This window comes from Micromonospora luteifusca, assembly GCF_016907275.1.
GTDB lineage: Bacteria > Actinomycetota > Actinomycetes > Mycobacteriales > Micromonosporaceae > Micromonospora > Micromonospora luteifusca.
Genome location: NZ_JAFBBP010000001.1, coordinates 2,172,190 through 2,196,457, shown reverse-complemented (window position 1 = coordinate 2,196,457; position 24,268 = coordinate 2,172,190). Strand labels below are relative to the sequence as shown.

General features: G+C 71.6%; 23 protein-coding genes and 2 tRNA genes. 15 read left to right on the top strand and 10 right to left on the bottom strand.

Annotation, left to right across the window (positions count from 1 at the left end; translation table 11 throughout):
- The first annotated feature begins 164 nt into the window (after positions 1-164).
- The 7 genes from JOD64_RS09545 to JOD64_RS09515 all read left to right on the top strand — a co-directional run bounded on the left by JOD64_RS09545 (position 165) and on the right by JOD64_RS09515 (position 6,720).
- Complete coding sequence (locus JOD64_RS09545; RefSeq protein WP_204941910.1) at positions 165-1,178, top strand: YlbL family protein; 1,014 nt, start codon at positions 165-167, stop codon at positions 1,176-1,178.
- A gap of 96 nt (positions 1,179-1,274) precedes the next feature.
- Positions 1,275-4,277, top strand: coding sequence for a UPF0182 family membrane protein (locus JOD64_RS09540; RefSeq protein WP_204941909.1), 3,003 nt, complete (start codon positions 1,275-1,277; stop codon positions 4,275-4,277).
- A 188-nt stretch (positions 4,278-4,465) separates the two neighbouring features.
- Positions 4,466-4,975, top strand: a complete 510-nt coding sequence (locus tag JOD64_RS09535) for a SigE family RNA polymerase sigma factor (protein WP_204941908.1) — start codon at positions 4,466-4,468, stop codon at positions 4,973-4,975.
- Between the two features lie 10 nt (positions 4,976-4,985).
- Entirely contained in the window at positions 4,986-5,909 is a 924-nt protein-coding gene (locus tag JOD64_RS09530; protein ID WP_239559468.1) for a hypothetical protein, read from the top strand.
- 84 nt (positions 5,910-5,993) lie between these two features.
- Positions 5,994-6,067: transfer RNA gene (locus JOD64_RS09525), tRNA-Met, on the top strand.
- A gap of 146 nt (positions 6,068-6,213) precedes the next feature.
- A tRNA-Met gene (locus JOD64_RS09520) sits at positions 6,214-6,287 on the top strand.
- Between the two features lie 178 nt (positions 6,288-6,465).
- The gene (locus JOD64_RS09515; RefSeq protein ID WP_204941906.1) at positions 6,466-6,720 is read left to right on the top strand and encodes a hypothetical protein; all 255 of its coding nucleotides are present in this window, start codon (positions 6,466-6,468) and stop codon (positions 6,718-6,720) included.
- A gap of 57 nt (positions 6,721-6,777) precedes the next feature.
- Here the strand turns inward: JOD64_RS09515 and JOD64_RS09510 are convergent, their stop codons facing one another.
- Entirely contained in the window at positions 6,778-8,109 is a 1,332-nt protein-coding gene (locus tag JOD64_RS09510) for an ABC transporter substrate-binding protein (protein ID WP_307813311.1), read from the bottom strand.
- Positions 8,110-8,248: 139 nt separating this feature from the next.
- Between JOD64_RS09510 and JOD64_RS09505 the strand changes: the two genes are divergently transcribed.
- Positions 8,249-9,082, top strand: coding sequence for a phosphoribosylaminoimidazolesuccinocarboxamide synthase (locus tag JOD64_RS09505; RefSeq protein ID WP_204941904.1), 834 nt, complete (start codon positions 8,249-8,251; stop codon positions 9,080-9,082).
- Between the two features lie 15 nt (positions 9,083-9,097).
- Here JOD64_RS09505 and glpK read toward each other — a convergent pair whose 3' ends face one another.
- Positions 9,098-10,582, bottom strand: coding sequence for a glycerol kinase GlpK (gene glpK / locus JOD64_RS09500; RefSeq protein ID WP_204941903.1), 1,485 nt, complete (start codon positions 10,580-10,582; stop codon positions 9,098-9,100).
- 101 nt (positions 10,583-10,683) lie between these two features.
- Here glpK and JOD64_RS09495 point away from each other — a divergent pair, with 101 nt between their 5' ends.
- Positions 10,684-11,622, top strand: a complete 939-nt coding sequence (locus JOD64_RS09495; RefSeq protein ID WP_204941902.1) for a ribose-phosphate diphosphokinase — start codon at positions 10,684-10,686, stop codon at positions 11,620-11,622.
- Positions 11,623-11,655: 33 nt separating this feature from the next.
- Here JOD64_RS09495 and JOD64_RS09490 read toward each other — a convergent pair whose 3' ends face one another.
- Positions 11,656-12,111 (bottom strand): ATP-binding protein, encoded by a 456-nt coding sequence (locus JOD64_RS09490; protein WP_204941901.1) that lies wholly within the window; start codon positions 12,109-12,111, stop codon positions 11,656-11,658.
- A 120-nt stretch (positions 12,112-12,231) separates the two neighbouring features.
- Between JOD64_RS09490 and macS the strand changes: the two genes are divergently transcribed.
- Positions 12,232-13,371, top strand: coding sequence for a MacS family sensor histidine kinase (macS, locus tag JOD64_RS09485; RefSeq protein WP_204941900.1), 1,140 nt, complete (start codon positions 12,232-12,234; stop codon positions 13,369-13,371).
- Between the two features lie 14 nt (positions 13,372-13,385).
- Positions 13,386-14,039, top strand: coding sequence for a response regulator (locus tag JOD64_RS09480; protein ID WP_204945993.1), 654 nt, complete (start codon positions 13,386-13,388; stop codon positions 14,037-14,039).
- Between the two features lie 6 nt (positions 14,040-14,045).
- Here JOD64_RS09480 and JOD64_RS09475 read toward each other — a convergent pair whose 3' ends face one another.
- The 3 genes from JOD64_RS09475 to JOD64_RS09465 form a co-directional block, all read right to left on the bottom strand.
- Entirely contained in the window at positions 14,046-14,618 is a 573-nt protein-coding gene (locus JOD64_RS09475; RefSeq protein WP_204941899.1) for a DUF5709 domain-containing protein, read from the bottom strand.
- Positions 14,619-14,707: 89 nt separating this feature from the next.
- Positions 14,708-15,502: an ATP-binding protein gene (locus JOD64_RS09470; protein WP_204941898.1), complete on the bottom strand. Its 795-nt coding sequence runs from the start codon at positions 15,500-15,502 to the stop codon at positions 14,708-14,710.
- Positions 15,499-16,500, bottom strand: coding sequence for an SDR family oxidoreductase (locus JOD64_RS09465; RefSeq protein ID WP_204941897.1), 1,002 nt, complete (start codon positions 16,498-16,500; stop codon positions 15,499-15,501). Before JOD64_RS09465 ends, JOD64_RS09470 begins: the two co-directional genes overlap by 4 nt.
- Positions 16,501-16,725: 225 nt before the next feature.
- Between JOD64_RS09465 and JOD64_RS09460 the strand changes: the two genes are divergently transcribed.
- Positions 16,726-17,925, top strand: a complete 1,200-nt coding sequence (locus tag JOD64_RS09460; protein ID WP_204941896.1) for a glycosyltransferase — start codon at positions 16,726-16,728, stop codon at positions 17,923-17,925.
- A gap of 73 nt (positions 17,926-17,998) precedes the next feature.
- On the opposite strand, the gene JOD64_RS09455 is transcribed toward JOD64_RS09460, so the two are convergent.
- The 4 genes from JOD64_RS09455 to aroA all read right to left on the bottom strand — a co-directional run bounded on the left by JOD64_RS09455 (position 17,999) and on the right by aroA (position 22,193).
- Entirely contained in the window at positions 17,999-18,853 is an 855-nt protein-coding gene (locus JOD64_RS09455; RefSeq protein WP_239560405.1) for a DMT family transporter, read from the bottom strand.
- A 59-nt stretch (positions 18,854-18,912) separates the two neighbouring features.
- Positions 18,913-19,731: a histidinol-phosphatase gene (gene hisN, locus JOD64_RS09450; RefSeq protein ID WP_204941894.1), complete on the bottom strand. Its 819-nt coding sequence runs from the start codon at positions 19,729-19,731 to the stop codon at positions 18,913-18,915.
- A gap of 28 nt (positions 19,732-19,759) precedes the next feature.
- Positions 19,760-20,770: a ribosome small subunit-dependent GTPase A gene (gene rsgA / locus JOD64_RS09445; RefSeq protein ID WP_204941893.1), complete on the bottom strand. Its 1,011-nt coding sequence runs from the start codon at positions 20,768-20,770 to the stop codon at positions 19,760-19,762.
- A 121-nt stretch (positions 20,771-20,891) separates the two neighbouring features.
- The gene (aroA, locus tag JOD64_RS09440; RefSeq protein WP_204941892.1) at positions 20,892-22,193 is read right to left on the bottom strand and encodes a 3-phosphoshikimate 1-carboxyvinyltransferase; all 1,302 of its coding nucleotides are present in this window, start codon (positions 22,191-22,193) and stop codon (positions 20,892-20,894) included.
- 103 nt (positions 22,194-22,296) lie between these two features.
- On the opposite strand from aroA, the gene JOD64_RS09435 reads away from it, so the two are divergent.
- The 3 genes from JOD64_RS09435 to JOD64_RS09425 all read left to right on the top strand — a co-directional run bounded on the left by JOD64_RS09435 (position 22,297) and on the right by JOD64_RS09425 (position 24,258).
- Positions 22,297-22,998, top strand: a complete 702-nt coding sequence (locus tag JOD64_RS09435; RefSeq protein WP_204941891.1) for an SOS response-associated peptidase — start codon at positions 22,297-22,299, stop codon at positions 22,996-22,998.
- A 195-nt stretch (positions 22,999-23,193) separates the two neighbouring features.
- Positions 23,194-23,586, top strand: coding sequence for a WhiB family transcriptional regulator (locus JOD64_RS09430; RefSeq protein WP_204941890.1), 393 nt, complete (start codon positions 23,194-23,196; stop codon positions 23,584-23,586).
- 51 nt (positions 23,587-23,637) lie between these two features.
- Positions 23,638-24,258: an alpha/beta hydrolase family protein gene (locus JOD64_RS09425; protein WP_204941889.1), complete on the top strand. Its 621-nt coding sequence runs from the start codon at positions 23,638-23,640 to the stop codon at positions 24,256-24,258.
- Positions 24,259-24,268 lie beyond the last annotated feature (10 nt).

Here is a 24,268-nt window from a genome sequence, read left to right as displayed (position 1 = left end):
CTGGTGGTTGCCCACCCGGGAGCGCGAAACCGAACGGAATATCAGGCACGACGTCTACGGTACGCGGGCCGCGCCCCTGGTCGCCGCCGCTGGCGTTGCGCTGAGGGCGAAGTCGAACGACGCATCCGGCAGACGGCGCCCAGCTGGTCGGTACGCTCTGCGGCATGAGACGTCGTGGCCTGACGGTCCTGCTCGGTGCCCTGTTCACCGCCCTGCTGAGTATCGGGGTGCTCCGGGTGCCGATCCCGTACGTGGTGCTTGGCCCGGGCCCGACGGTCAACACCCTGGGTACGGCCGACGGTAAGGAGGTCATCCAGGTCTCCGGGCGGGAAACCTCGACCTCCGTTGGCCAGTTGCGGCTGACCACGGTGGGGGTGCAGCCCACGGTGCGGCTGCGTGGGGCGATCGCGGGCTGGTTCTCCGACGACGAGGCGGTGGTGCCGCGTGAGCTGGTCTACCCGCCGGGGGAGTCGACCGAGCAGGTCGAGCAGCGCAACGCCGAGGACTTCAAGGCCTCGCAGACCAGCGCGGAGACTGCCGCGCTGCGGGAGTTGGGCTTTCCGGTGCAGGTGGTGATCAAGACGGTGTCCGGTGATGGCCCGGCCGCCGGGTTGCTGAAGGTCGGCGATGTGATCACCGCGGTCGACGGTCAGCCGGTGCCGGTGGCCTCGAAGGTCACCGAACTGGTCCGGGCCAAGCCGGCCGGCACGGCGTTGACGATCGCCTACACCCGTGACGGTGCGCCGGCCACGGCGACGGTGACCAGTCGTGAGCAGGACGGTCGACCGCGGATCGGCGTCGAGATCGATCAGCAGCAGCCGCACCCGTTCACCCTCGGCATCGACCTGGGTGACATCGGCGGGCCGAGCGCCGGTCTGATGTTCGCCCTGGGAATCGTGGACAAGCTGACCCCGGCCGACCTCACCGGAGGCCAGGTCATCGCCGGCACGGGCACCATCGACGACGAGGGCACCGTCGGTCCGATCGGCGGAATCGCGCAGAAGTTGGTCGGCGCGAAGCGCGCCGGGGCCAAGGTCTTCCTGGTGCCGGCGGACAACTGCGCCGAGGCGGTCCGCAATCCGCAGCCCGGTCTGCCGCTGCTCCGGGTGGGTTCGTTGGACGAGGCGATGACCGCCCTTGAAGCGTTGCGCTCAGGGGGTCAGCCGACCCGCTGTTGACCGGTGTGACCGTGCCCCGACACGCTCAGGAACACCCCGTACTCTGGGTGCCTGGTCGGAGCCGATCACATCGAGCGTGCGGAGCCAACAGTGGTCATGCGTAGCAGCAGCCCCCTTCCGAGGATGAGCCGGCGCGGGCGCGTCACCATCGCTGTCCTGGTCGGGGTGTTCGTGCTCTTCACCCTGCTGGGCTGGGGTGTCCAGGCGTGGACCGACTGGCTCTGGTTCGACGAGGTCCGCTACACCGAGGTCTTCACCGGTGTCCTGCTCACCCGGCTGTTGCTCTTCCTCGCCATCGGTCTCGGCATGGCGGTGGTCGTCGGTGGCAACCTGTGGCTGGCCCACCGTCTGCGCCCGCGACTGCGTCCGCACTCCGTGGAGCAGGCGACGCTGGAGCGCTATCGGATCGCGCTCAGCCCGCGACTCGGCACCTGGATCCTGTTGACCGCCGCGGTGGTTGGGCTCTTCGCTGGTCTCTCCGCGCAGAACCGGTGGAACCAGTGGCTGCTCTTCCGCAACGGCGGTGACTTCGGGATCAAGGACCCGGAGTTCGGGGTGGACATCGGCTTCTACGTCTTCCAACTGCCGTTCTGGCGGTACCTGCTCGGAGTGGCCTTCACCGCGGTGGTGCTGGCCGTGATCGGTGCGCTGGCGGTGCACTACCTCTTCGGCGGGGTCCGCCTGCAGGGCGTCGGGGACCGGATGAGCAACGCGGCTCGCGCGCACCTGAGCAGCCTGATCGCGGTCTTCGTGCTGTTGAAGGCCATCGCGTACGTGCTGGACCGGCGAGCGATGTTGCTGGAGTACAACGAGGGCGCCAAGTTGTACGGCGCCGGCTACGCCGACGTCAACGCGCTGCTGCCGGCGAAGGAGATCCTGGCCTACATCTCGATCGTGGTGGCGATCGCGATCGTCGTCTTCTCCAACGCCTGGATGCGGAACCTGGTCTGGCCGGGGATCTCGCTGGCACTGCTCGGCGTGTCCGCGGTGGCCATCGGCGGCATCTACCCCTGGGCGGTGCAGACCTTCGAGGTCAAGCCGAGCGCCAAGGACAAGGAAGCGCCGTACATCCAGCGCAGCATCGAGGCGACGCGGGCGGCGTTCGGGTTGGGAGCCACCGAGACGACCCCGTACGCGGCGAGCAACCTCACCCCACCGGGGAACCTGGCCACCGACACCTCGGTGGTGTCGAATGTGCGGCTGCTCGATCCGCAGCTGGTCAGCGAGACGTACACCCAGCTTCAGCAGGTGCGTGGCTTCTACGACTTCGGCCCCAAGCTGGACATCGACCGCTACGGGGTGAACGGGACGGTCTCCGACTACGTGGTCGGCGTCCGGGAAATCAACTACGGCGAGCTGACCGACCAGCAGAACACCTGGATCAACCGGCACACCGTCTACACCCACGGGTACGGGCTGGTGGCCGCGCCGGCCAACCAGGTGGTCTGCGGCGGGCAACCGTTCTTCGTCTCCGGTTTCCTGGGGGAGAAGACCCAGGAAGCGTGCTCCTCGCAGACCGAGCAGATCCCGGCCAAGCAGCCGCGCATCTACTACGGCGAGCGGATGGCGGCCGACGACTACGCGATCGTCGGTCAGGCCGACCCGAACAAGAAGGCCGAGTTCGACCGGCCGGTCGGTGAGGGTGGCGGCGAGTCCTACACCTACACCGGTGAGGGCGGCGTCAAGATCGGTTCCTTCACCCGACGGCTGCTGTACGCCATCAAGGAGCAGGAGTCGAACTTCCTGCTCTCCGAGGCGGTCAACAAGGACTCCCGGCTCCTCTACGTGCGTAACCCGCGGGACCGGGTGGAGAAGGTCGCGCCGTTCCTCACCCTGGACGGCGACCCGTACCCGGCAGTTGTCGCCGGTCGGGTGCAGTGGATCGTCGACGGCTACACCACGGCGGCCACCTACCCGTACGCCGAGCGGGTCAACCTGCAGACCGAGACCACCGACGAGTTGACCAACCGGGGCACTTTCCAGCTGGCCCGGGAGAACGTCAACTACATGCGGAACTCGGTGAAGGCCACCGTCGACGCGTACGACGGCACCGTGAAGCTCTACGAGTACGACGACACCGACCCGGTGCTCAAGGCCTGGAACAAGGCGTTCGGTGGTGACCTGGTGCTGCCGAAGGCGGACATCCCGGTCGAGCTGACCGAGCATCTGCGCTACCCGGCGGATATGTTCAAGGTGCAGCGCAACCTGCTCACCAAGTTCCACGTGACCAACCCGGGCGACTTCTACTCCGCGCAGGACTTCTGGCAGGTGCCCAATGTGCCGGACGCTCCGGACAGCGGCCAGAAGCAGCCCCCGTACTACCTCTTCACCCAGTTCCCGGGGCAGGAGAGCCCGCGGTTCCAGCTCACCTCGGCGGTCACCCCGAACGGCCGGCAGAACCTCGCCGCGCTGATCTCCGGGTCGTACGTCGAGGGGAAGCCACGGCTGGAGGTGCTGGAGTTGCCGGATCAGACCCGGATCTCCGGCCCGGTGCAGGTGCACCAGCAGATGACCAACAACGCCAACATCCGTCAGCAGCTCAACCTGCTCTCCAGCAACCAGGCGCAGGTGCAGTACGGCAACCTGCTCTCGCTGCCGTTCGCCGACGGGATGCTCTACGTCGAGCCGGTCTATGTGAAGAGCAACCAGCAGGACGCGTACCCGCTGCTGCAGAAGGTGCTGCTCTCCTACGGTGACGGTGGCTCCTTCGTGGCGCTCGCCGACAACATCAACGACGGCATCAAGCAGTTGGTCGAGCAGGGCAAGAAGGCCGGGCAGGGCACGTCGCCGCCCCCGACCACCGGGGGCAATCCGACGACCCCGGCCACTCCGACTCCCACTCCGACGGCGACGCCGAGCGCCGGCACCGGCAACCCGCCGCCGACCGGTGACCTGGCCGTCGCCGCGGACCGGGTGCAGACCGCGATCACCGAGGTCCGGGCCGCGCAGACGTCCGGCGACTTCGAGCGGTACGGCCGCGCGCTCAAGGCGCTGGACGAGGCGCTCACCGCGTTCCAACAGGCGCAGCAGGCCGGCAACACGTCCGGTACGCCCAGCGGAGGCCCGTCGCCGAGCGTCAGCCCGAGCGTCGGCGGCTGACCCTCCACCGCCGGGAGTTCGTCTCGGAGCCCTCGTCGTCGGACCACATCCGGTCCTGACGGCGGGGGCTCCGCCGTGTCCGGACTTGTGCCCCCTCATGTGCCTCGCCGAAAGGTCCGGCCGACCCGCAACCTGTGACACCGGTCGCCCGTCCTCAAGTCAACGGGGTGGGAACGAGGGAGACATTCGTGCGGGACGCGCAGAGCTTCGATGAGTTCTACCGCAGCACTTCGCGGCGGATGGCGAGGTACGGCTATGCGGTGGCCGGTGACCACGGTGAGGCGCAGGACCTGGTGCAGGAGGCGTACACCCGGGCCTGGCGGCACTGGGGGCGGCTGTCGGCGCACCCTGCGCCGGAGGCGTGGTTGCGGCTGGTGGTGACGCGGTTGGCGACAGATCGCTGGCGTCGGTTGCGCACCTTGCGCGGGGCGCTGCGGTTGGCGGGGCCGCCACCGACGGTCGGACCGCCCAGTGAGGACAGCGTGCTGCTGCTTCAGGCTCTGCGCCAGGTGCCGGCGAACCAGCGGCAGGCGTTGGCTCTGCACTACCTGTTCGACAAGTCGGTGGACGAGATCGCCACTGAGGTCGGCGTACCCGTCGGCACGGTGAAGTCCTGGCTTTCCCGCGGCCGGTCCCGGCTCGCCGCGTTGCTGCCCGATCTCGCCAACGTGGAACTGGAGGCCACTGATGTCGCGTGAACTTTCTGAGATGTATCAGCGCCTCGCCGTCGACGCTGACGCTTGCGACCTGGGCGTCCCCAGCGTGTTGCGGCGGCGGGCCGACCGGACGGCGCGGCTCCGTGCAGCCGGAGGCATCCTGGCCGTGGCGCTGGTGGTGGGTGGCGTCGTGATCGGTACCCAGGTGGTTGCCATGCCGCCGCCCGGGACCGGGCCCTTGCCGGCTGACACACCGACGATCCCCGCTCCAAGTGCGACTGCCGGTTCGCCGTCGCCGTCCGCCCCGCCGTCCACGCCCGGCCGACCCCCGGGTACGACCCCCGCGTCTCCGCGTGGCACCAGCGCGGCGCCTCCACACACTCCGGTCAGCATCCCGGATCGGGCGTTCTTCGCTCTCGCGTCGGCGAACCAGACCAGCATCAAGCCGAGGTTCCTCAATGGGGACGTGCTGCCGGGACTGTGCGACGCCCGCTACCCGAGCGAGTCGGCGATCGTGCAGCGTCGGACCCGGTCCCTGGTCTACAAGCTGGCGAAAACTCCGGGGAGGAACGCAGCGGATGGCAGCGTCGGCGAGGATGGCACCTACAGGAACACCATCACCATCTACCGGGAAGGGCGTGCCGACGACGCGCTGGACGAGCTGCGCCGGGCGGTGCGCGACTGCCCGGAGCAGGAGAAGCCGGCAGGCGACGCGTCGGTGGTGAGCAGGCAGCGGCTGCTGAGCAGCGACGGGTACGGCGACGAGTCGGTGCTGTTCGAGACGCGGAAGCCGAATCTGGACATCAACGGCGACCCGACCGGCGGTGACGAGGTCCGGCTGGTTCGGGTGATCCGGGTCGGCGACGTCGTGACCGTCCTCTGGGAGATCGGCTGGGAGACCGGGTCCAGCCCGCGGACACAGGTCGACACGGACAGTCGCCGAGCGGTCGCCGCCATCGAGGCGTGGCTCGGCTGACCTGCGTGTGCCGGACCGCGATCCGGCGGATTCGGTTGTCGTTTTGCGGGGGCCGGGGGTGGTGCGCTACGGTTACTGAGCCGACGCGGGGTGGAGCAGCTCGGTAGCTCGCTGGGCTCATAACCCAGAGGTCGCAGGTTCAAATCCTGTCCCCGCTACGAGAGAAACACCAGTTCGAAGCCCGTCTCCGGATTACCGGAGGCGGGCTTTCGACATTGTTCGGCACGGGTTCCGCAGCGGTGGGGACGCCTTGGGACCCCCGCTGATCATCGCCGGAACGGGTGGGTTAAGGTTAACCAGTCGACGCGGGGTGGAGCAGCTCGGTAGCTCGCTGGGCTCATAACCCAGAGGTCGCAGGTTCAAATCCTGTCCCCGCTACGAAGGAAGTAAGGATCAAGGCCTCGTCCCGATCATGGGACGGGGCCTTGATCCCTTTCCGGGCCGCGAGCTCCTCGTCCGAGCCCGGCGGACCGGCTCGCCGGCATTGAGCGCCCTATCCCATGATTTCGGTGTGGACCGACGTGCCCAGGTTGCGCCCTTCGGCGAGGATGGGCACATGTCTTCTTTTGGTAAGTGGTGGGGCCGGCTGAGCGCCGTCCTCGGTGCGGTCGTACTCGCGGTCTTCGTGCCCGTCGCGGCATGGGCATCGACGGGCACCGGCGAGTTGGTGGTGGAAGCCGTCCGGCGGCGACGCGGCGGCGGCGGCGGCTTCGGTTTCCTCGGATTGCTCTGCTGCCTGGTGGTCGTCGCGATCATCGTGTTCCTGGTGCTGCGTCTGACCCGCAACCGCCGGGGCGGCCCGCCCCGCTGACCGGGCCGAAGGCACCGGCAGGTCACCAGCGGCCGGCCCCAAGCCGGCCGCCGGTGCTCACACCGCGAGGGCCGCGATGGCTTGGGACAGGAAGCGCGCGGTGGCCTCGCGGGTGCCGTCGCGCTTGACGCGGATGCGCTCGGCGGCGGTGACCAGCAGGGTGCGCACCTTGGGGTGCCCCTTGGGCGGTGGCGCCGGCGCCGGCCCGAGCAGGTCGTCGATGCTGGCGCCGAACGCGGCGACACGCTTCTGGGCCGGGTCGGTGATGCTGCCCTCGGCGTAGCGGCGGACGGGAAGGCTGGCGTTCAGCCCACGCTCGTGGCCGAGGACAGTGCCGGCCTCACCGTTCGTGGTCAAGAAATTGATCACGTCGGTGACGGCGGCCGGGTGGCGGGTGCCCCGGAACGCCGCCCAGTACATGGACGCCCGTGCCCACTGAGCGCCCGGCGGGCCGGGGAGGCCGACGATGCCCAACTCGGACTTGGTCAGTCGTTGGAGCTCCGGCAGTTGGTGCGACCAGGCGAAGGACGCGGCGGTCAACCCGGTCACCACCAGCTGCCGGGCCGGCTCTCCGCTGTCGGCCTGCTCGACCAGCGCCGCGCCCGGTGTGGCCCGTCCTCTGCGGGCCCGCTGCCACAGCTCGAACCACGCGATCAACTCGTCCGCGCCGAAACCGAGCTGGTTGCCCCGGTAGAACTCGCCGCCCTGCGAGCGCAGCCAGAGCCAGAGCGCCCGGTAGTCGCCGGAGGCGTCCATGGTGCCGGCCACCTGGCCGTCGCTGGCCTCGGTGACCTGTTCGGCCCAGGAGACGTACTCGGCCCAGGTCATTCCACCGCGTGGCTCCGGCACGCGCAGCTCCCGCAGCAGGTCCCGGTTGAAGACCACGGCGGCGTGGGTCTGCCCGCCGGCCACCGCCATCGTCCGCCCCTCCACCGTGCCGTAGCGGATCAGGCCCTCCGACAGGCCCCGCAGATCCAGTCGGTGATCGGCGACCTGGTCGGTTAGGTCGAGAATGATCTTGCGTTGCGTGTACTCGGTCAGCATCGCGTCGTCGATCTGGATCAGGTCCGGGACGTTCCCACCGGCCGCCTGTGTGGCCAGTCGGTCGTAGTAGCCGTCGGCACCCTGCCAGGTGACCCGGAAGGTGACCCGGGGGTTCCGCACCGAGTAGAGCCGCAGCGCCTTCTCGGTGAGCTCGGCCCGCTTGGCGCCACCCCACCAGAAGACCGACAGCTCGACCGGCCCGTCCTGGGTCGACGTGGCGGCGCCGTCACTGCATCCGGCCAGCCCGCCGGACGCGAGCAGGGGCGCACCGAGCAGCGCGGTGAGCAGTCGGCGCCGGCCCGGGTCGGCGCCGAGGCGATCGATCGGGGGTCGAACAACGGGCACGGGGCTCTCCTGGACCTGCGGGGTCGTCGGTCGGACCATTCACGCAGGCGGCGCACGAAGGTGTCAACGTCCGTCCGGTCACCTCCCGGTGGGGGTGGTCGACTCGGGTCCTCCGATGGCACATGGTGTACTAGGGCGCGTGGAACTTCTGCACTCGGGCAAGGTTCGGGACGTCTACGCCGATGGCGACGACCTGATCCTGGTCGCCTCGGACCGCATCTCGATCTACGACGTTGCGCTGCCGACGCCGATCCCGGACAAGGGTCGCCTGCTCACCGCCCTCTCGCTCTGGTGGTTCGAGCAACTCGCCGACCTGGTGCCAAACCACGTCATCTCCGCCACCGACGTGCCCGCCGAGTTCGCCGGGCGGGCGATCCGCTGCCAGCGGCTGGACATGCTCCCGGTCGAGTGCGTCGCCCGCGGCTACCTCACCGGTGGCGGCCTGCGGGAGTACGAGCGGACCGGCGCCGTCTCCGGCGTACCACTGCCGCGAGGGCTGGGCGAGGCGTCGATCCTGCCCGAGCCGATCTTCACGCCGTCGAGCAAGGCGCCGATGGGCGAGCACGACGAACCCATCACGTACGACGACGTGGTGGACAAGGTGGGCCAGGCGACCGCCGAGCGACTGCGGCAGATCACCCTCGACGTCTACCGGCGCGGCGCGGAGCTGGCCGCCGACCGGGGCATCCTGGTCGCCGACACCAAGCTCGAGCTGGGCTGGGCGCCGGACGGCACGCTGGTCCTCGCCGACGAGCTGCTCACCTCCGACTCGTCGCGGTTCTGGCCGGCCGAGTCGTACCAGCCGGGCCGGGTGCAGTTCTCCTACGACAAGCAGTACGTGCGGGACTGGGCCACCGGTAGCGGCTGGGACAAGCAGGGCCCGGCCCCGGACATGCCGGCCGAGGTGGTCGAGGCGACCCGGGCGCGCTACGTCGACGTCTACGAGAAGCTGACCGGCAACCGCTGGGAGTGACCGCCGGGCTGGCGGTCACTCCACCCAGTCGAGGGTGCGCTGCACGGCCTTGCGCCAGTTGTGCAGCTCCTCCTCGCGCAGCTCCGGAGCCATGGTCGACTCCCACTGCGCGTCGGAGCGCCACTGGGCCCGCAGGGTTGCCAGATCGGGCCAGAAGCCGACCGCCAGACCGGCCGCGTACGCGGCGCCCAGACAGGTGGTCTCGGTGATCCGGGAACGCACCACCGGCACGTCGAGCACGTCCGCGAGGAACTGCATGAGCAGCCCGTTGGCGGTCATCCCACCGTCCACCCGGAGGCGGCGCAGCGCCACGTCCGAGTCGGCGTCCATCGCGTCGACCACCTCGCGGGTCTGCCATGCCGACGCCTCCAGCACCGCCCGCGCCAGGTGCCCCTTGGTGATGTAGCCGGTCAGGCCGGCGATCACGCCACGCGCGTCACTGCGCCAGTGCGGGGCGAACAGCCCGGAGAACGCCGGCACGACGTAGCAGCCGCCGTTGTCGTCGACCGTGCGTGCCAGCTCCTCCACCTCCGCGGCAGTGGAGATCAACCCGAGGTTGTCCCGCAACCACTGCACCAGCGAGCCGGTGACCGCGATCGCGCCCTCCAGGGCGTACGCCGGTGGTTGGCCCTTGATCCGGTAGGCGACCGTGGTGAGCAGGCCGTGCGTGGACGGGACCGGGCTGGCACCGGTGTTGAGCAGCAGGAAGCTGCCGGTGCCGTAGGTGCACTTCGCCTCGCCCGGCTGGAAGCAGGTCTGCCCGAACAGGGCGGCCTGCTGATCGCCGAGTGCGCTGGCCACCGGCACTCCGGCGAGCACGCCGCTGGCCTGGCCGTACACCTCGGCGGAGCAGCGGATCTCCGGCAGCATCGCCGGCGGGACGCCCATCGCGTCCAGCAGGTCCGGGGCCCAGTCGAGGGTGGTGAGGTCCATGAGCATGGTCCGGCTGGCGTTGGTCACGTCGGTGACGTGCGCACCGGTCAGCTTCCAGATCAGCCAGCTGTCCATGGTGCCGAAGAGCACCTCGCCGCGCTCGGCACGCTCGCGCAGGCCGTCGACCTCGTCGAGCAGCCAGCGCAGCTTCGGTCCGGCGAAGTAGGTGGCCAACGGCAGACCGGTGCGGGTGCGGAACCGCTCCTCGCCGTACGCCGAAGCCAGCTCGCGCAGCAGCGGCCCGGTCCGGGTGTCCTGCCAGACGATGGCGTTGGCCACCGGACGGCCGGTGGCCCGGTCCCAGACGACGGTGGTCTCCCGCTGGTTGGTGATGCCGACGGCGGCCAGCCCGGCCGCGTCGGTGCCGGCGGCCCGCAGCGCCTCGGCGATCACCTGCTGGACGTTGTCCCAGATCTCCTCGGCGTCGTGCTCGACCCAGCCGGGCTGGGGAAAGATCTGCCGGTGTTCGCGCTGGGCCACGGCGACGATCTCCCCGGCCCGGTCGAAGACGATGCACCGCGAGGAGGTGGTGCCCTGGTCGATGGCGGCGACGTACTGGGGGGTCACCGCAGCACCGTACCCGGACCGGCGGCGCGTGCGACAGGCGTCACGGTGGGGTGTGGCCCGCCGCCGCCCGTCGCCGACCGCTTCGCCTACGATGTGCGAACGTGCGCGACATCGCCGTTTTCAGTGGAACTGCCCATCCTGACCTTGCTGCCGAGATCTGCACCCACCTGGGGGTGCCACTGCTTCCGGTGCGGGTGTCCCGGTTCGCGAACGACTGTCTGGAAGTGCAGTTGCAGGCCAACTGCCGGGAGCGTGACGTCTTCCTGATCCAGCCGTTGGTGCCGCCGGTGCAGGAGCACCTGGTCGAGCTGCTGCTGATGATCGATGCCGCTCGGGGTGCGTCCGCCGGCCGGATCACCGTGGTGTTGCCGCACTACGCGTACGCCCGCTCGGACAAGAAGGACGCGCCGCGGATCTCGATCGGAGCCCGGCTCGTCGCCGACCTGCTCACGTCGGCCGGGGCGGACCGGGTGCTCGCGATGACCCTGCACTCGCCGCAGGTGCACGGCTTCTTCAGCGTTCCGGTGGATCACCTGCACGCGCTGCGGGAGTTGGCCACCCACTTCCGTCGCTACGACCTGAGCAACACCGTGGTGGTCTCACCCGACCTGGGCAATGCCAAGGAGGCGGCGGCCTTCGCCCGACTGCTCGGCACGCCGGTCGCGGCCGGGGCGAAGCAGCGGTTCAGCGACGACCTGGTCAAGATCAGCGCGGTGATCGGCGAGGTGACCGACCGGGACGTCATCGTGCTGGACGACGAGATCGCCAAGGGCAGCACGGTGGTCGAGCTGATGGAGCATCTGCGCGGCCTGAAGGTCCGCTCGATCCGGCTCGCCTGCACGCACGGGCTCTTCTCCGGTGACGCGTTGCAGCGGCTCAGCGACCAGGACGGTGTCCTGGAGATCGTCTGCACCAACACGGTGCCCATCCCGGCCGCCAAGCGGGTCCCCAAACTGCAGGTCCTGTCGGTGGCCCCTGCCCTGGCCGAAGCCATGCGCCGGATCCACAACGGGGAATCCGTCTCGGCGCTGTTCGCCTGAACCGCACAGCCGCAGGCCGCTGCCCCCGGGAGATCAGCTGGGGGTGCGGTCGTGGCTGACGAGACCGGTGGTGACGCGGACGGTGGTGCCGGCGGTGCTGGTGACGACCTCCATGCCGTCGGTCAGCTCCCGGGCCAGCCAGAGGCCCCAGCCGCCGGCGGTGTCCGCAGCCGGCCGAGTGCGGTCGCCCAACCGCTGCGGGCTGATCCCGTGCCCGTGGTCAGCCACCTCGCACACCAGCAGGCTCGACTCGTGCCAGAGCCGCAGCCAGCCGAGCCCGCCGCCGTGCCGCACCGCGTTGGTGATCAACTCGTTGATCGCGAGCACGAAGTCGTCCAGCCGTTGACCGGTGAGCCCGGAGGCATGCGCGCAGGAGGTGACCGAGTGTCGAATCTCGGTCACCTGGGCCTGGTCGAAGGCATCGGCGATCAGGAGGGCAGGTTCGATGGGCACAACCGTACGCGGTGCGTGCGGATCTGCGTTCGTCATGGGCCCGTCCTGGCGGCGGATCTTGGAGTGCTTCGCGGCTTTTCCACCGTACGTCAGGGTTTCCCGAACCGCACTCACTGCTCGCCGTGCCACTGGCCCGGTTGTGGCATCCTGACCGCCATGCCGTCGCCGCCGGGTGGACTCGAGGTGCCGCTGTGGCGTGCGCTCACGGTCTTCAGGCTGGCGTCCCTGGCGTACGTCTGCGTGCTCGCGATCCGCGACTCCGACCGGTACGCCCACCCGTACGCCGTCGGCGCCCTGCTCCTGGTGATGATCACCTGGACCGGGGTGACCGCGCTCGGCTACGCCCGACCGGCCTGGCGGCGCTGGCCACTGCTGCTGGCCGACCTCGGGGTGGTGCTGGCCGTCGTGCTGGCCACCCCGTGGGTGGTCGGCCGGGCGGCGCTCTCCACCGGCGTACCCACCATGGGGGTTGCCTGGATGGCCGGCCCGGTGCTGGCCTGGGCCGTCTCGGGCGGTCGACGGCGAGGCACGATCGCGGCGTTGCTGGTCGCCGGCGCGGACCTGGCCACCCGGGAGCGGATCGGCCAGTCCTCGTTCACCGGGGTGATCCTGATGCTGCTCGCCGGAGTGGTGGTCGGACACGTGGCCCGGCTCGCGGCGAGCGCCGAGGAACGGCTGCAACGCGCGGTGGAACTGGAGGCCGCCACCCGGGAGCGGGAGCGGCTGGCCCGCGGCATCCACGACTCGGTGCTCCAGGTGCTGGCGCTGGTGCAGCGGCGTGGCGCTGACCTGCCCGGCGAGGCCGGCGAGCTGGCCCGGCTGGCCGGCGAGCAGGAGGCCGCGTTGCGGGCGCTGATCGCCGGTGCCGGCCCGTCCGCCGCCGTGAACCCGGACGGTCCCGAGGCCGCCGCGGTGGACCTGCGGACTCTCCTCGGCCGGTACGCCTCGTCGGCGGTGGCGCTTTCGGCACCAGCCACCCCGGTGCCGCTGCCTCGACGGGTGGCCGGAGAGTTGGCCGCCGCGACCGGCGCGGCGCTCGACAACGTGGGGCGGCATGCCGGTGGGCGGGCCTGGGTGCTGATCGAGGACGAGGGGGCGACGGTGACAGTGTCGATCCGCGACGAGGGGCCGGGCATCCCGGACGGCCGGCTGACCGAGGCGGCCGCCCAGGGGCGGCTCGGTGTGACCCAGTCGATCCGGGGCCGGGTGGCCGACCTGGGCGGGACGGTGCGGATCGTGTCGGCCCCCGAGGCTGGCACCGAGATCGAGCTGACCGTGCCGAGGCCGCAGCGGTGAGCCCGACACGGGTGATGGTGGTCGACGACCATCCGATGTGGCGCGAGGGGGTGGCCCGGGACCTGACCGAGGCCGGATTCCTGGTGGTGGCGACCAGCGGGGAGGGTCGACAGGCCATCCGGGTGGCCGGCGCCGCCCGGCCCGACGTGGTCGTCCTCGACCTGCAACTACCGGACATCTCCGGCGTCGAGGTGATCCTTGGGCTGCGCGCGGCACTGCCTGAGGTGCGGGTGCTGATGCTCAGCGCCAGCGGCGAACAGCAGAGCGTGCTGGACGCGGTCAAGGCGGGCGCCACCGGCTACCTGACGAAGTCGACCGCGCCCGCCGAGTTCCTCGACGCGGTCCGCCGCACCGCGGCCGGCAACGCGGTCTTCACCCCCGGCCTGGCCGGGCTCGTCCTCGGCGAGTACCGCCGGCTGGCCGCCGGACCGGGGCGGGGGAACAACCCGGCCGGCAGCGCGGGGCCCGCAACGCCCCAGCTCACCGATCGGGAGACGGAGGTGCTGCGGCTGGTGGCGAAGGGCGTGTCCTACAAGCAGATCGCCCAGCGGCTCGGGCTGTCGCACCGCACTGTGCAGAACCACGTGCAGAACACCCTGGGCAAGCTGCAACTGCACAACCGCGTCGAGCTGACCCGGTACGCCATCGAACGCGGCCTGGACGACTGACCCGGGTCAGACCGAGCGCGGCGGCTCCGTCTCGTGGATGGCCAACTCCTCGGCGCTCGCCCCGCCGCCAGCGGAACCGGCGTCGTACGCCACCGAGTCGGTCTCCTGGTCGGTGTGCGACCCCTCGTCCGGTTCCACCAGCCGGCCCACCGTGGCGTCGGCCACCGTGCCGAGCTGGCCGTGGTCGTAGAGGGAGACCGGCGAGTTCGGATCCGAGGTGGGCCCCGGATCCATCACGTCGGCGTCCAACTGGGCCTCCGCCGCGGCTTCCAGGTTGTCGGCCTCGAAGGCGATCTTCGGATCGATCGTCCCGGCCAGCGGGTCGTCCGCCGGACGCTCGTAGACCTCCCGGTCGAGCTTGTAGTCCAACGACTCACCGTCGAGCTGCTCCTCGGCGGTCGTACCGAACCGGTCCACCGCCACCGGCGTTCGGTCGCCGGGCAGTTGGGCCGGGTCCGGGCCGTCCGCCTCGCGCCCGGTGAGCACGTCGTCGTTGGCGGTCGAGTCGTCATCGGCGGTGTCGGGAAGCCCTTGCGCCTCGGTGTCGGACACGGGGGTCGGGTACTCGTTGTCGCGCATGTCTGATCACTACCCGCTGCCCTGCCGCCATAACCGGAGCACCGCCGGCCATGCCGTGGCGAATCCGGCAGCGGAGGCGAAAAGCCCCGTCACTCGGGTGCCGCGGCCTCGTCTTCCGGGTGCAGCACGCACCAGACGACCTTCCCGTCCGGTACGGCGCTGCTGCCCCAGCGACGGGCCACGGTGTCGATCAGCAACAGCCCCCGGCCGCCGACCCGGTTCGGCGGGGACAGCCCGGCGAACGTCGGCCGACGCGGGGAGTGATCGCGGACCGCCAGGTGAAGGGTGCTGTCCTGGGGAGCCAGCCGGACCGCCATCGGAGTTCGGGCGTGCGCCACCACGTTGTTGACCATTTCGGTGATCGCGATGCAGGCCGGGTCGATGAGCGTCGGCATGCCCCAGCGTTCGCAACCGGCGGTGACCAGCTCGCGGGCCTGCCGGGCCGCTCCCACCGTCGGGGCCAGTTCGGCGGTGAGCACCGCCGCCAGCGGCGCCGCCGCGGCCAGCGCGCCGTCCAGAGTCGGCCAGGCCGGCACACCGGCCAGCGGAGCGTCCGCGTGGTCGGGCCCGTCCACCGTCGCGTCGCACAGCAGCAGATCCGCGGCGGGCCAGTCGGCGACCTCCCGGCAAACCTCGGCGAAGACACCCCACCCAGCCGGGTCGAGGACCCGCAGCCCGGTCACGTCGGCCACCACCGGGCCTGGTCGGTCGCTGAGTCGGGCCAGCAGCGCGTCCCGTACGGCCCGGGTTCCGGCGGCGTCGAGCACCCCGGTGAGCCGGACCACCACTGACGAATCGTCGATGTCCACGCGGCAGTTCGACATGATCGCCCCATTGTGCGCGTCGGTGACAGTTCGCGCATTCGGGCGCTCGATGCCGGTCATCGGCCGTCCAACCGGGTCCGGCGGTTGATCGCCGCCAACGTGCCGACCGCGGTGCCGGCGGCGGCGAGGCCGAACGCGGCGGTCATCCGCACCAACTGACGCCGTCGGCCGTGCCAGCCGCCGTCCCGCTGGGCCTGGCCGTCGGGGTGGAACACGTTGCCGGTGCTGTCCAGCCGAGCACCCGGACCGAACTGGGTGCGGTGGGCGTACCAGCCGAGGGTGCGCTCCACCAGCGCGGGCGCCAGCCGCCACTGCAGACCGAGCAGCCGGGCCGCGCCACCGGCGTACGCCTCGCGGCGGGGCCGGCGCAGCAGCCGGACGATGGTTTCGGCGACCACCTCCGGCGGATAGATCGGGGGCGGTGGCAACAGCTCACGGCCGGTGTGGTTGGCCGTGTGCCGGAAGAAGGGGGTGTCGATGGTGGCTGGCAGCACGGTGCAGACGGAGATCTGACCGCGACCGGTGACCCGCAGCTCCTGCCGGACCGTGTCGGCCAGCCCTCGGATGCCGTGCTTGGTGGCGTTGTACGCCGACTGGTACGGCATGGCCACCTCGGCCAGCACCGAGGCGTTGTTGATCAGCACACCGCCACCGGCCGAGCTGAGGTACGGCAGTGCCGCCTTGATGCCGTGCACCGCCCCGAGCAGGTTGACCTCCAGCACCCGGCGGAACTCGGCGACCGGAATCTCGTCGAACAGCCCCACCGCGCTCACCGCGGCGTTGTTCACCCAACCGTCGATCCGCCCGAACTCGGCCGCCGCCCGATCGGCCAGCCGTTGCACCGACTCCAGGTCGGTCACGTCGGTCGGCACGACCAGTGCCCGTCCGCCCAACTCCCAACAGCGCTGGGCGACCTGTCGGAGAGCCGGCTCGCTGCGGGCGGCCAGCACGACGGCGGCACCGCGCCTGGCCAACGCGTACGCGGTCGCCGTGCCGATCCCGCTGGACGCGCCGGTGATCACCACGGTCGAATCGTCAAGGCTGCGGGTCAGCGGCATTCCTGATCGGTACCCCCGCGCGGGCCTGGTCATACCAGGTACCGATTGTTGATCACCGGGGAAAACGGCCTGACATGTGGCCTTTGTGGTTGCTGTGGCGCAAGCGTCGGTGGCACCTGCGGGGACTGTTCCCGATCTGCCAGGTTTCGACTCCGGGTTCGGAGGTTAATGGGACGCTCTGAACGGGAGGACCACCGCCGAGGAATGATCGCAGGGAGGTGACCCATGCGCGTCGGCCTCGTCTGCGCGCACGCCAGTTCCTACCGCCACGCCGACGGCCCGCCGGTCGGCACCCGGCAGCACATTGCGCGGGTCGCCGCCGAGCTGGCCGAGCGGGGCCATGACGTCCGCCTCTACGACCGCCGGGACGACCCGACGCTTCCGGCGACGATGAACGTCGACGGCTACCAGGTGCACCAGGTGCCCGCCGGCCCGCCCACCCCACTACCCACCGCCGAGCTGATCCCGTACGTGACGGAGGTCGGCCGCTGGCTGGCCGACGAGTGGTCGGGTGCCTGGCGACCCGAGGTGGTGCACGGGCACTACTGGGTCGGTGGCCTGGCCGCTGCACACGCCGTTCGGGAGACCGACATACCGGTGGTGCAGACCTTCCACTCGCTCGGCATCGAGCAGCTGCGGCACCTGGGCGGCCACTACGACGGGCCGGGACAGCGGATCACGCTGGAACGCGCCCTGACCCGGGCGGTCGACATCGCCGTGGCCCAGTCCAACGACGAGGTCGACGAGCTGACCCGGATGGGTCTGCAACGCAGCTCGGTCGCGTTGGTGCCGGCCGGCGTCGACATCGAGCTGTTCCATCCCGACGGCGAGGCCGCACCGCGCGAACAGCGGCCCCGCATCCTCTCGGTGGGCTCACTCGCCGCCGGGCACGGCCAGGAGGACCTGGTCCGGGCGATGCGGTTGGTCGGTGACGCCGAGCTGGTGATCGCCGGTGGGCCGCCGGCCGACCAGTTGGCCAACCACGCGGAGGCGCGACGGCTGCGCGAGCTTGCCGAACAGATCGGCGTCGTCGACCAGGTGCGGCTCGTCGGGGCGGTGCCGCACGACCAGATGGCCACCTGGTACCGCTCGGCGGACGTGGTCGCCTGCACCCCGCACTACTCCTCGGCGGGGCGGGTCTCGCTGGAAGCGATGGCCTGCGGGGTGCCGGTGATCGGCTACGCGATGGGCGGTCTGGCAGACGCCGTCGTCGACGAGGTCACCGGCCGCCTGGTGCCCCCCGGCGACGTACGCGCACTCGGAGTGTCGCTGCGCCGGCTGCTCGCCGACAACGCCGGCCGGTTCGCCTACGGGCACGCCGCGGTGGACCGGGTGCGCAGCAGCTACACCTGGGAGCGCACCGCCGGCGCGTTGGAGCGCCTCTACGAGCGGGTGGTGAGCCGCCGCAAGCCCGTCGAGGCGTAGAGCAGCGAAAAGGCCCCCCGCACGATGGTTTACCGAAATCGCGGCGGCGTTTCTCGCCGGGCGGCGTGGCCCGTCAGCCTGTCCGGCCGACGGCGACCATCGCCTGGTCGCGGCGGCGCGCCACCGAACGTTGCTGCTGCGGCTCGGCGTACCGGGTCAGCCCGATCACCGCCGCCAGGGTGACCAGGAAACCGGCCGCGGCCAACCATTCCCGCCCCGGCCAGATCTTGTCGTTGAGCAGCAGCAGACCGACGATCGCGGCCGGCACCGCACCGGCGGCGTCCATCGCGGCGACCGCGGCGGTCGTCGAGCCACGCTGCATGGCCAGCCCGAGCAGCAGCTGACCGACGATCGAGTGGGCGATCAGCAGGTAGAACAGCGGGTCGGCGAGGAACGCCTCGGCGGACGGCGCGGACGCCAGTGGGCGAGCGGCGACCGCCGCCGAGCTGAACGCCAACCCGGCCAGCGAGCCGAGGGCCACCGAACCGGGTGCCCCGCGCAACCGGACGGCGAAGACACCGAGCACCGCGATGACGCCGAGCGCCACCAGCAGGGCGATCGCGCCACCGGTGCCGAGCTGTCGCGACGGGGCCGGACGGGCGGACAGCACCAGCGCGGTGATCCCGGCGAAGAGCAGGGCCAGCAGCACCACCTCCGCCACCGGTAACCGCCACTTCAGCACCAGCACGCCGAGGATGGCGGTCACCCCGAGCCCGGCCGCGACGCTCGCCTGCACGAGGAACAGCGGCAGGTCCCGGCGGGCCAGGAAGGCGAGCACGAAACCGCCGATCTGGCAGCCCAGGCCGACCAGGTACGTCCGGTGCCCGGCGAGGCGCAGCAGCAGGCCCGGATCGAAGGTGTGGTGGACCGTGGTGCGAGCCGCGGCCACCGACTGGAGAAGGTTGGCGAAGCCGTACGCGACGATCATCGCCGCGAGGAAGCACCAGCCGGAGGAGACCACCTGGCGAGGATAGAGGTTGCCGACAGTCAGCGCTCGGCTGGACGATCGAGCCGGGTGAGGATGTCGGCGTGCAGCACACCGTTGGTGGCGACCACGCTGCTCTCGGTGCCAGGGACCCCGGCCGGGGCCGGCCGACCGGACAGATCCGTGACCGTGCCACCCGCCTCGGTGATGATCGGCACCAGCGCCGCCACGTCCCACAGTGACAACTCCGGCTCGACCATCACGTCCAGTGCGCCCTCGGCGAGCAGCATGTAACCGTAGAAGTCGCCGTACGCCCGGCTGCGCCAACTGGTGCGCATGAGGTCGAGCATCGCGTCGAGCCGCCCCGCCCGCTCCCACCCGCCCAATGACGAGTAGCAGAAGCTGGCGTCCGGGATCCGCTGCACGGCGGAAACCCCGATCCGCGCACCGTCGGCAGGGCCCGTCCCGGCGTACGCGCCCGCGCCCGCGCTCGCCCACCAGCGCCGGCCCAGCGCCGGTGCGGACACCACGCCGACCGCCGGCCGGTCGCCGTCGTAGAGCGCGATCAGAGTGGCCCAGACCGGCACCCCACGGACGAAGTTCTTGGTGCCGTCGATCGGGTCGATGATCCAACGACGGCCGTTCGGGTCGCTGGCCGGCTGCGCCCCGTACTCCTCGCCGAGCAGCCCGTCGGCCGGCCGGTGTTCGGCCAACAGGGCGCGGATCTCCCGCTCCACGGCGGTGTCCGCGTCGGAGACCGGGGTCAGGTCGGGCTTCGCCTCGACCCGCAGGTCGAGCGCGCGGAACCGGGCCGTGGCGATGGCGTCGGCCCGGTCGGCGAGCAGGTGGGCGAGGGCGAGATCGTCGGCGTACCCGGTCATGCCGGCAACCTAGCCGACGCCCGTCGGCTCACTCGTCGGGCCCGCGTCGGTCGCCCTCGCCGGGCCCGCGCTGGTCGCTCTCGCCGCGCGAGTCACCCTCGCCGGCCCGCGAGGCGAGCAATCGACGGTACGAGGCCAGCCGGCGCGGGTCGGCCTTGCCGGCGGCCACCCAGGCATCGAGCCCGCAGGCGGCCTCATCGGCCGTGTGCTGACAGTTGGGCGGGCAGTCGACGGTGCCCTCGACCAGATCCGGGAAGCCGTGCAGCAGGCTGTCGGCCGAGACGTGCGCCAGCCCGAAGCTGCGGATCCCGGGGGTGTCGATGATCCAGCCCGGGTCGGTGTCGACGCCGGGCACCGGTGGCAACCGCAGCGCCACCGCGCTGGTGGAGGTGTGCCGTCCACGGCCGATCGCGCTGACCACGCCGACCGCGCGCAGGGCGTCCGGTACGAGGCGGTTGACCAGGGTCGACTTGCCCACCCCGGAGTGCCCGACCAGCACCGACACCCGCCCGCCGAGCAGCGCACGCAGTGCGCCCAGGTCGGAATCGGGGCGGTTGAGCACGTACGGCAGCTCCAGTTCGGTGTAGTAGCCCAGCACCTCCTCCGGGCCGGCCAGGTCGGCCTTGGTGAGGCAGAGCAGCGGCTCGACGTCCGCGTCGTACGCGGCCACCAGGCAGCGGTCGATGAACCCGGTGCGCGGCGGCGGGTCGGCCAGCGCGCTGACGATCACCAACTGGTCGGCGTTGGCCACCACCACCCGTTCCAGCCGGCCCTCGGCGGTGGTCTCGTCGTCGTCGGCGGTGCGGCGCAGCACCGAGCGGCGCTCGGCGATGCGGACAATGCGGGCGAGGGCGCCCTCCGCCCCGGACGTGTCCCCGACCAGGCTGACCCGGTCGCCGACCACCACCGACTTGCGGCCCAGCTCACGGGCCCGCATCGCGGTGACGGTGGGTAGCTCGGCCCCCACCACGCCGTGTTCGGCACCGGCCAGCACGCACTGGTAGCGCCCCCGGTCGACGGCGATGACAAAGCCGTCCACGGCGTCGGCGTGCTGAGGTCGGGTGCGCGTACGCGGCCGCGACGACTTCCCGGGTCGGACCCGTACGTCGTCCTCGTCGTACTCCCGCCGTTTGGTCGCCAGGACCTGTCCTCTTCTCGCGTCAGCTCTTGCCGGTCACCATCGCTGACCATAGTGCCGGGAACTCGGGCATGGTCTTGGAGGTACACCCCACGTCGTCCACCTCGATGCCGGGAACGGCGAGCCCGGCCACTGCGGCGGAGTGCGCCATCCGGTGATCCTGGTAGGTGCGGAACACCCCGCCGCGCAGCGGCCGGGGCCGGATCTCCAGCCCGTCCGGCGCCTCGGTGACGTCCGCCCCGAGCGCGGTGAACTCGTGCGCGAGCGCGGTCAGCCGATCCGTCTCGTGGCCACGGATGTGCCCGATGCCGGTGAAGACCGACGGAGAGTCGGCCAGCATGGCCAGTGCGGTCAGCGCCGGGGTCAGCTCGCTGACGTCGGAGAGGTCGGCGGTCAGGCCGTGCACCACGCCGGTGCCCCGGACGGTCAGCCCACTGGTGGAGAGGGTGACCTCGCCGCCCATCCGTTGCAGCAACGAGCGGAGCTGCTCGACCGGCTGCGCGCTGCTGTGTGGCCAACCCTGCAGGGTCACCTCGCCGCCGGTGACCAGGGCGGCGGCGAAGAACGGCACCGCGCCGGAGAGGTCTGGTTCGATGTCCCAGCCGCGTCCGGTGAGCGGGCCGGGCTCGACGGTCCACACGTCCGGGGTGGTGTCGTCGACGGCCGCCCCGGCGGCACGCAACATCTGCACCGTCATCCGAAGGTGTGGCGCGGACGGCACCGGCGGGCCGACGTGCCGCACCACGACGCCGCGGTCGAAGCGCGGGGCGGCCAGCAGCAACCCGGAGACGAGCTGGCTGGAGGCGGACGCGTCGATCACCACCTCGCCCCCGGTGACCCGGCCGGTGCCGAACACGGTCAGCGGCAGGCTGCCCGCGCCGGTGACGTCGATCCGGACGCCCAGCGAGCGCAGCGCCCCGACCAGCGGGCCGAGGGGTCGGGTGCGGGCGTGGGGGTCGCCGTCGAAGGTGACCTGACCGTCGGCCAGCCCGGCCACCGGCGGCACGAACCGCATCACGGTGCCGGCCAGGCCCACGTCGACGTGCGCGGGACCGGCCAGCGGGTGGGGCCGGACCAGCCAGCGCTCGTCGTCACTGATCGACACGTGCGCGCCCATCGCCCGCAGGCCGGAGGCCATCAACTCGGTGTCCCGGGCGCGCAGCGGCCCGGCCAGCGTGGACGGGCCGGCGGCCAGCGCGCTGAGCACCAGGGCCCGCGCGGTCATCGATTTGGAACCGGGCAGACGCAGCGTCGCCGCCACCGGGTCGGATGCGGTCGGTGCGGTCCACGGCTGCGGCGGCCGGGTCGCGGTCAGGTTCCCCACGGTTACATTCTGCCGTGTCGGCCGGTGGACGGCGGCAACCGGCGGTCGTACTCCCGGTTGGCGGGACAGCCGACCGGCCCCCCGACGCGTTAGCGTGTGGCTCATGTGCGGCAGGTACGCGACGACCCGGAGTTCCGGCGAGCTGAGCGCGCTGTTCGAGTCGTCCGACGACACGGGCGGCCTGCTCGGGCCGGATCACAACGTCGCGCCCACCGACCCCGTGCCGCTGGTCCGGGTCAGCCCGGAGGGGCATCGCAGTCTCTGCGTCGGTCGCTGGGGCCTGCTGCCGCACTGGTCCCGTTCCGCCGCCGGGGCCGCCCGCATGATCAACGCGCGGGCGGAGACGGTGGCCACCAGCCGGGCGTACGCCGGGTCGTTCTCCCGTCGCCGCTGCCTGGTCCCGGCCGACGGCTGGTACGAGTGGGTCCGTCGGCCCGACGGCGGGCGGCAGGCCTACTTCATGACTCCCCGCGACGGCTCGGTGCTCGCCCTGGCCGGCATCTGGTCGGTCTGGGGGCCCGAGGGCGACACCCGGCTCACCTTCAGCGTGCTGACCACCGCGGCGCTGGGTGATCTGGCCGAGGTGCACGACCGGATGCCGGTGCTGCTGCCGCCCGAGCGCTGGTCGTCGTGGCTGGTGCCGACCGACGAGCCGGAGCGTCTGCTCATGCCGGCGCCGGCGGAGCTGCTCTCCGGCTTGGAGATCCGCCCGGTGGGGGCGGCGGTGGGTGACGTTCGCAACGACGGGCCGCACCTGACCGCCCGGGTGCCGGCGGTGACTCCGCAGGAGTTGACCCTGTTCTGAGGCCGGGCGCATCGTCGGGTGCCGATTTGCCAGGGTTGCGCTCGATTCGTCTCCTGGCTGTTCAGTCATGTTCCCGGCAGACCCTTGTCCCGGTGTTGCGAAGTGCGATAGAACACAGCGCCGGTGGTGGCTGTCGATTCGCACGGGGCGGACGACGTCCACAGATCTTGCCGGTCCCACGGGGGAGGTGGGTGGATGACACGGGCGCGTATGCCCCGCCCGCACGAGGTGGCTGCGGCGCGGCGAGATCCGCGATTGCTGCGGGCCGTGCGGGAACGACGACAGGACGACGCATGGCGCACCAGAGGCACCTGCCAGGCGGTCGATCCGGAGACATTCTTTCCGGCACCGAACGAGCCGGCGGACGCCGCCGTCGCGCTGTGCCGCAGTTGTGACGTGCAGGGGTCCTGCCTGGCCTGGGCCCTCGACGTCGGTGACTGCCATGGCGTCTGGGGTGCCACTACGCCCCGCGAGCGGCGGGCGATGCTGGTCGCCTGGCGCGGCGAGGTCGAACCGGACCCGGACGCCGTCGACGACGCCGGCCCACCGGTGCGGGATCGCCTGCTCACCCTGGTCCCGCTGAGCTGATCAGCGGCCCGGTCCGCACCCGTCGCCCGCCAGGCGGCGCAGAATGGGTCGGTGCTGCCCAGCGACGAGATCACCACCCCGCGTGGCCCGGCGCGGATCGACACCGATCTGCCGGCCCGCCCCGCCACCGCGCTGCTCGTGCTCGGGCACGGCGCGGGCGGCAGCGTCGAAGCCCCCGACCTGCTCGCGGTCCGGGACGCGTCGGTCGCGGCCGGCCTGGCGGTGGTCCGGGTGACCCAGCCCTACCGGGTCGCCGGGCGACGTGCGCCGGCACCGGCGGGTCATCTCGACGAGGCCTGGACGGCGGTGCTCGCCGTGCTGCGTGACCGGCACGCCGACATGCCGACGGTGCTGGTCGGTGGTCGGTCCAGTGGTGCGCGGGTGGCCTGCCGGACGGCCCGTGCGGTGGGCGCGGTCGGCGTGGTCGCGTTGGCCTTCCCGCTGCACCCGCCCGGGCGGCCGGAGCGCTCACGCGCCGCCGAACTGGCCACTGGCCTGCCGACGCTTGTCGTCAACGGCGACCGGGACCCGTTCGGGATGCCGCAGCCGGGGCCGGCCGTGCAGGTGCTGAGCCGTCCGGGGGAGACGCACGACCTGCGGCGGGACCCGGTCGGCACCGCTGCCCTCGTGCGGGACTGGCTGCGCGCCCAGGGCTGGGCCGCCGCCGACTGATTCGGCACGA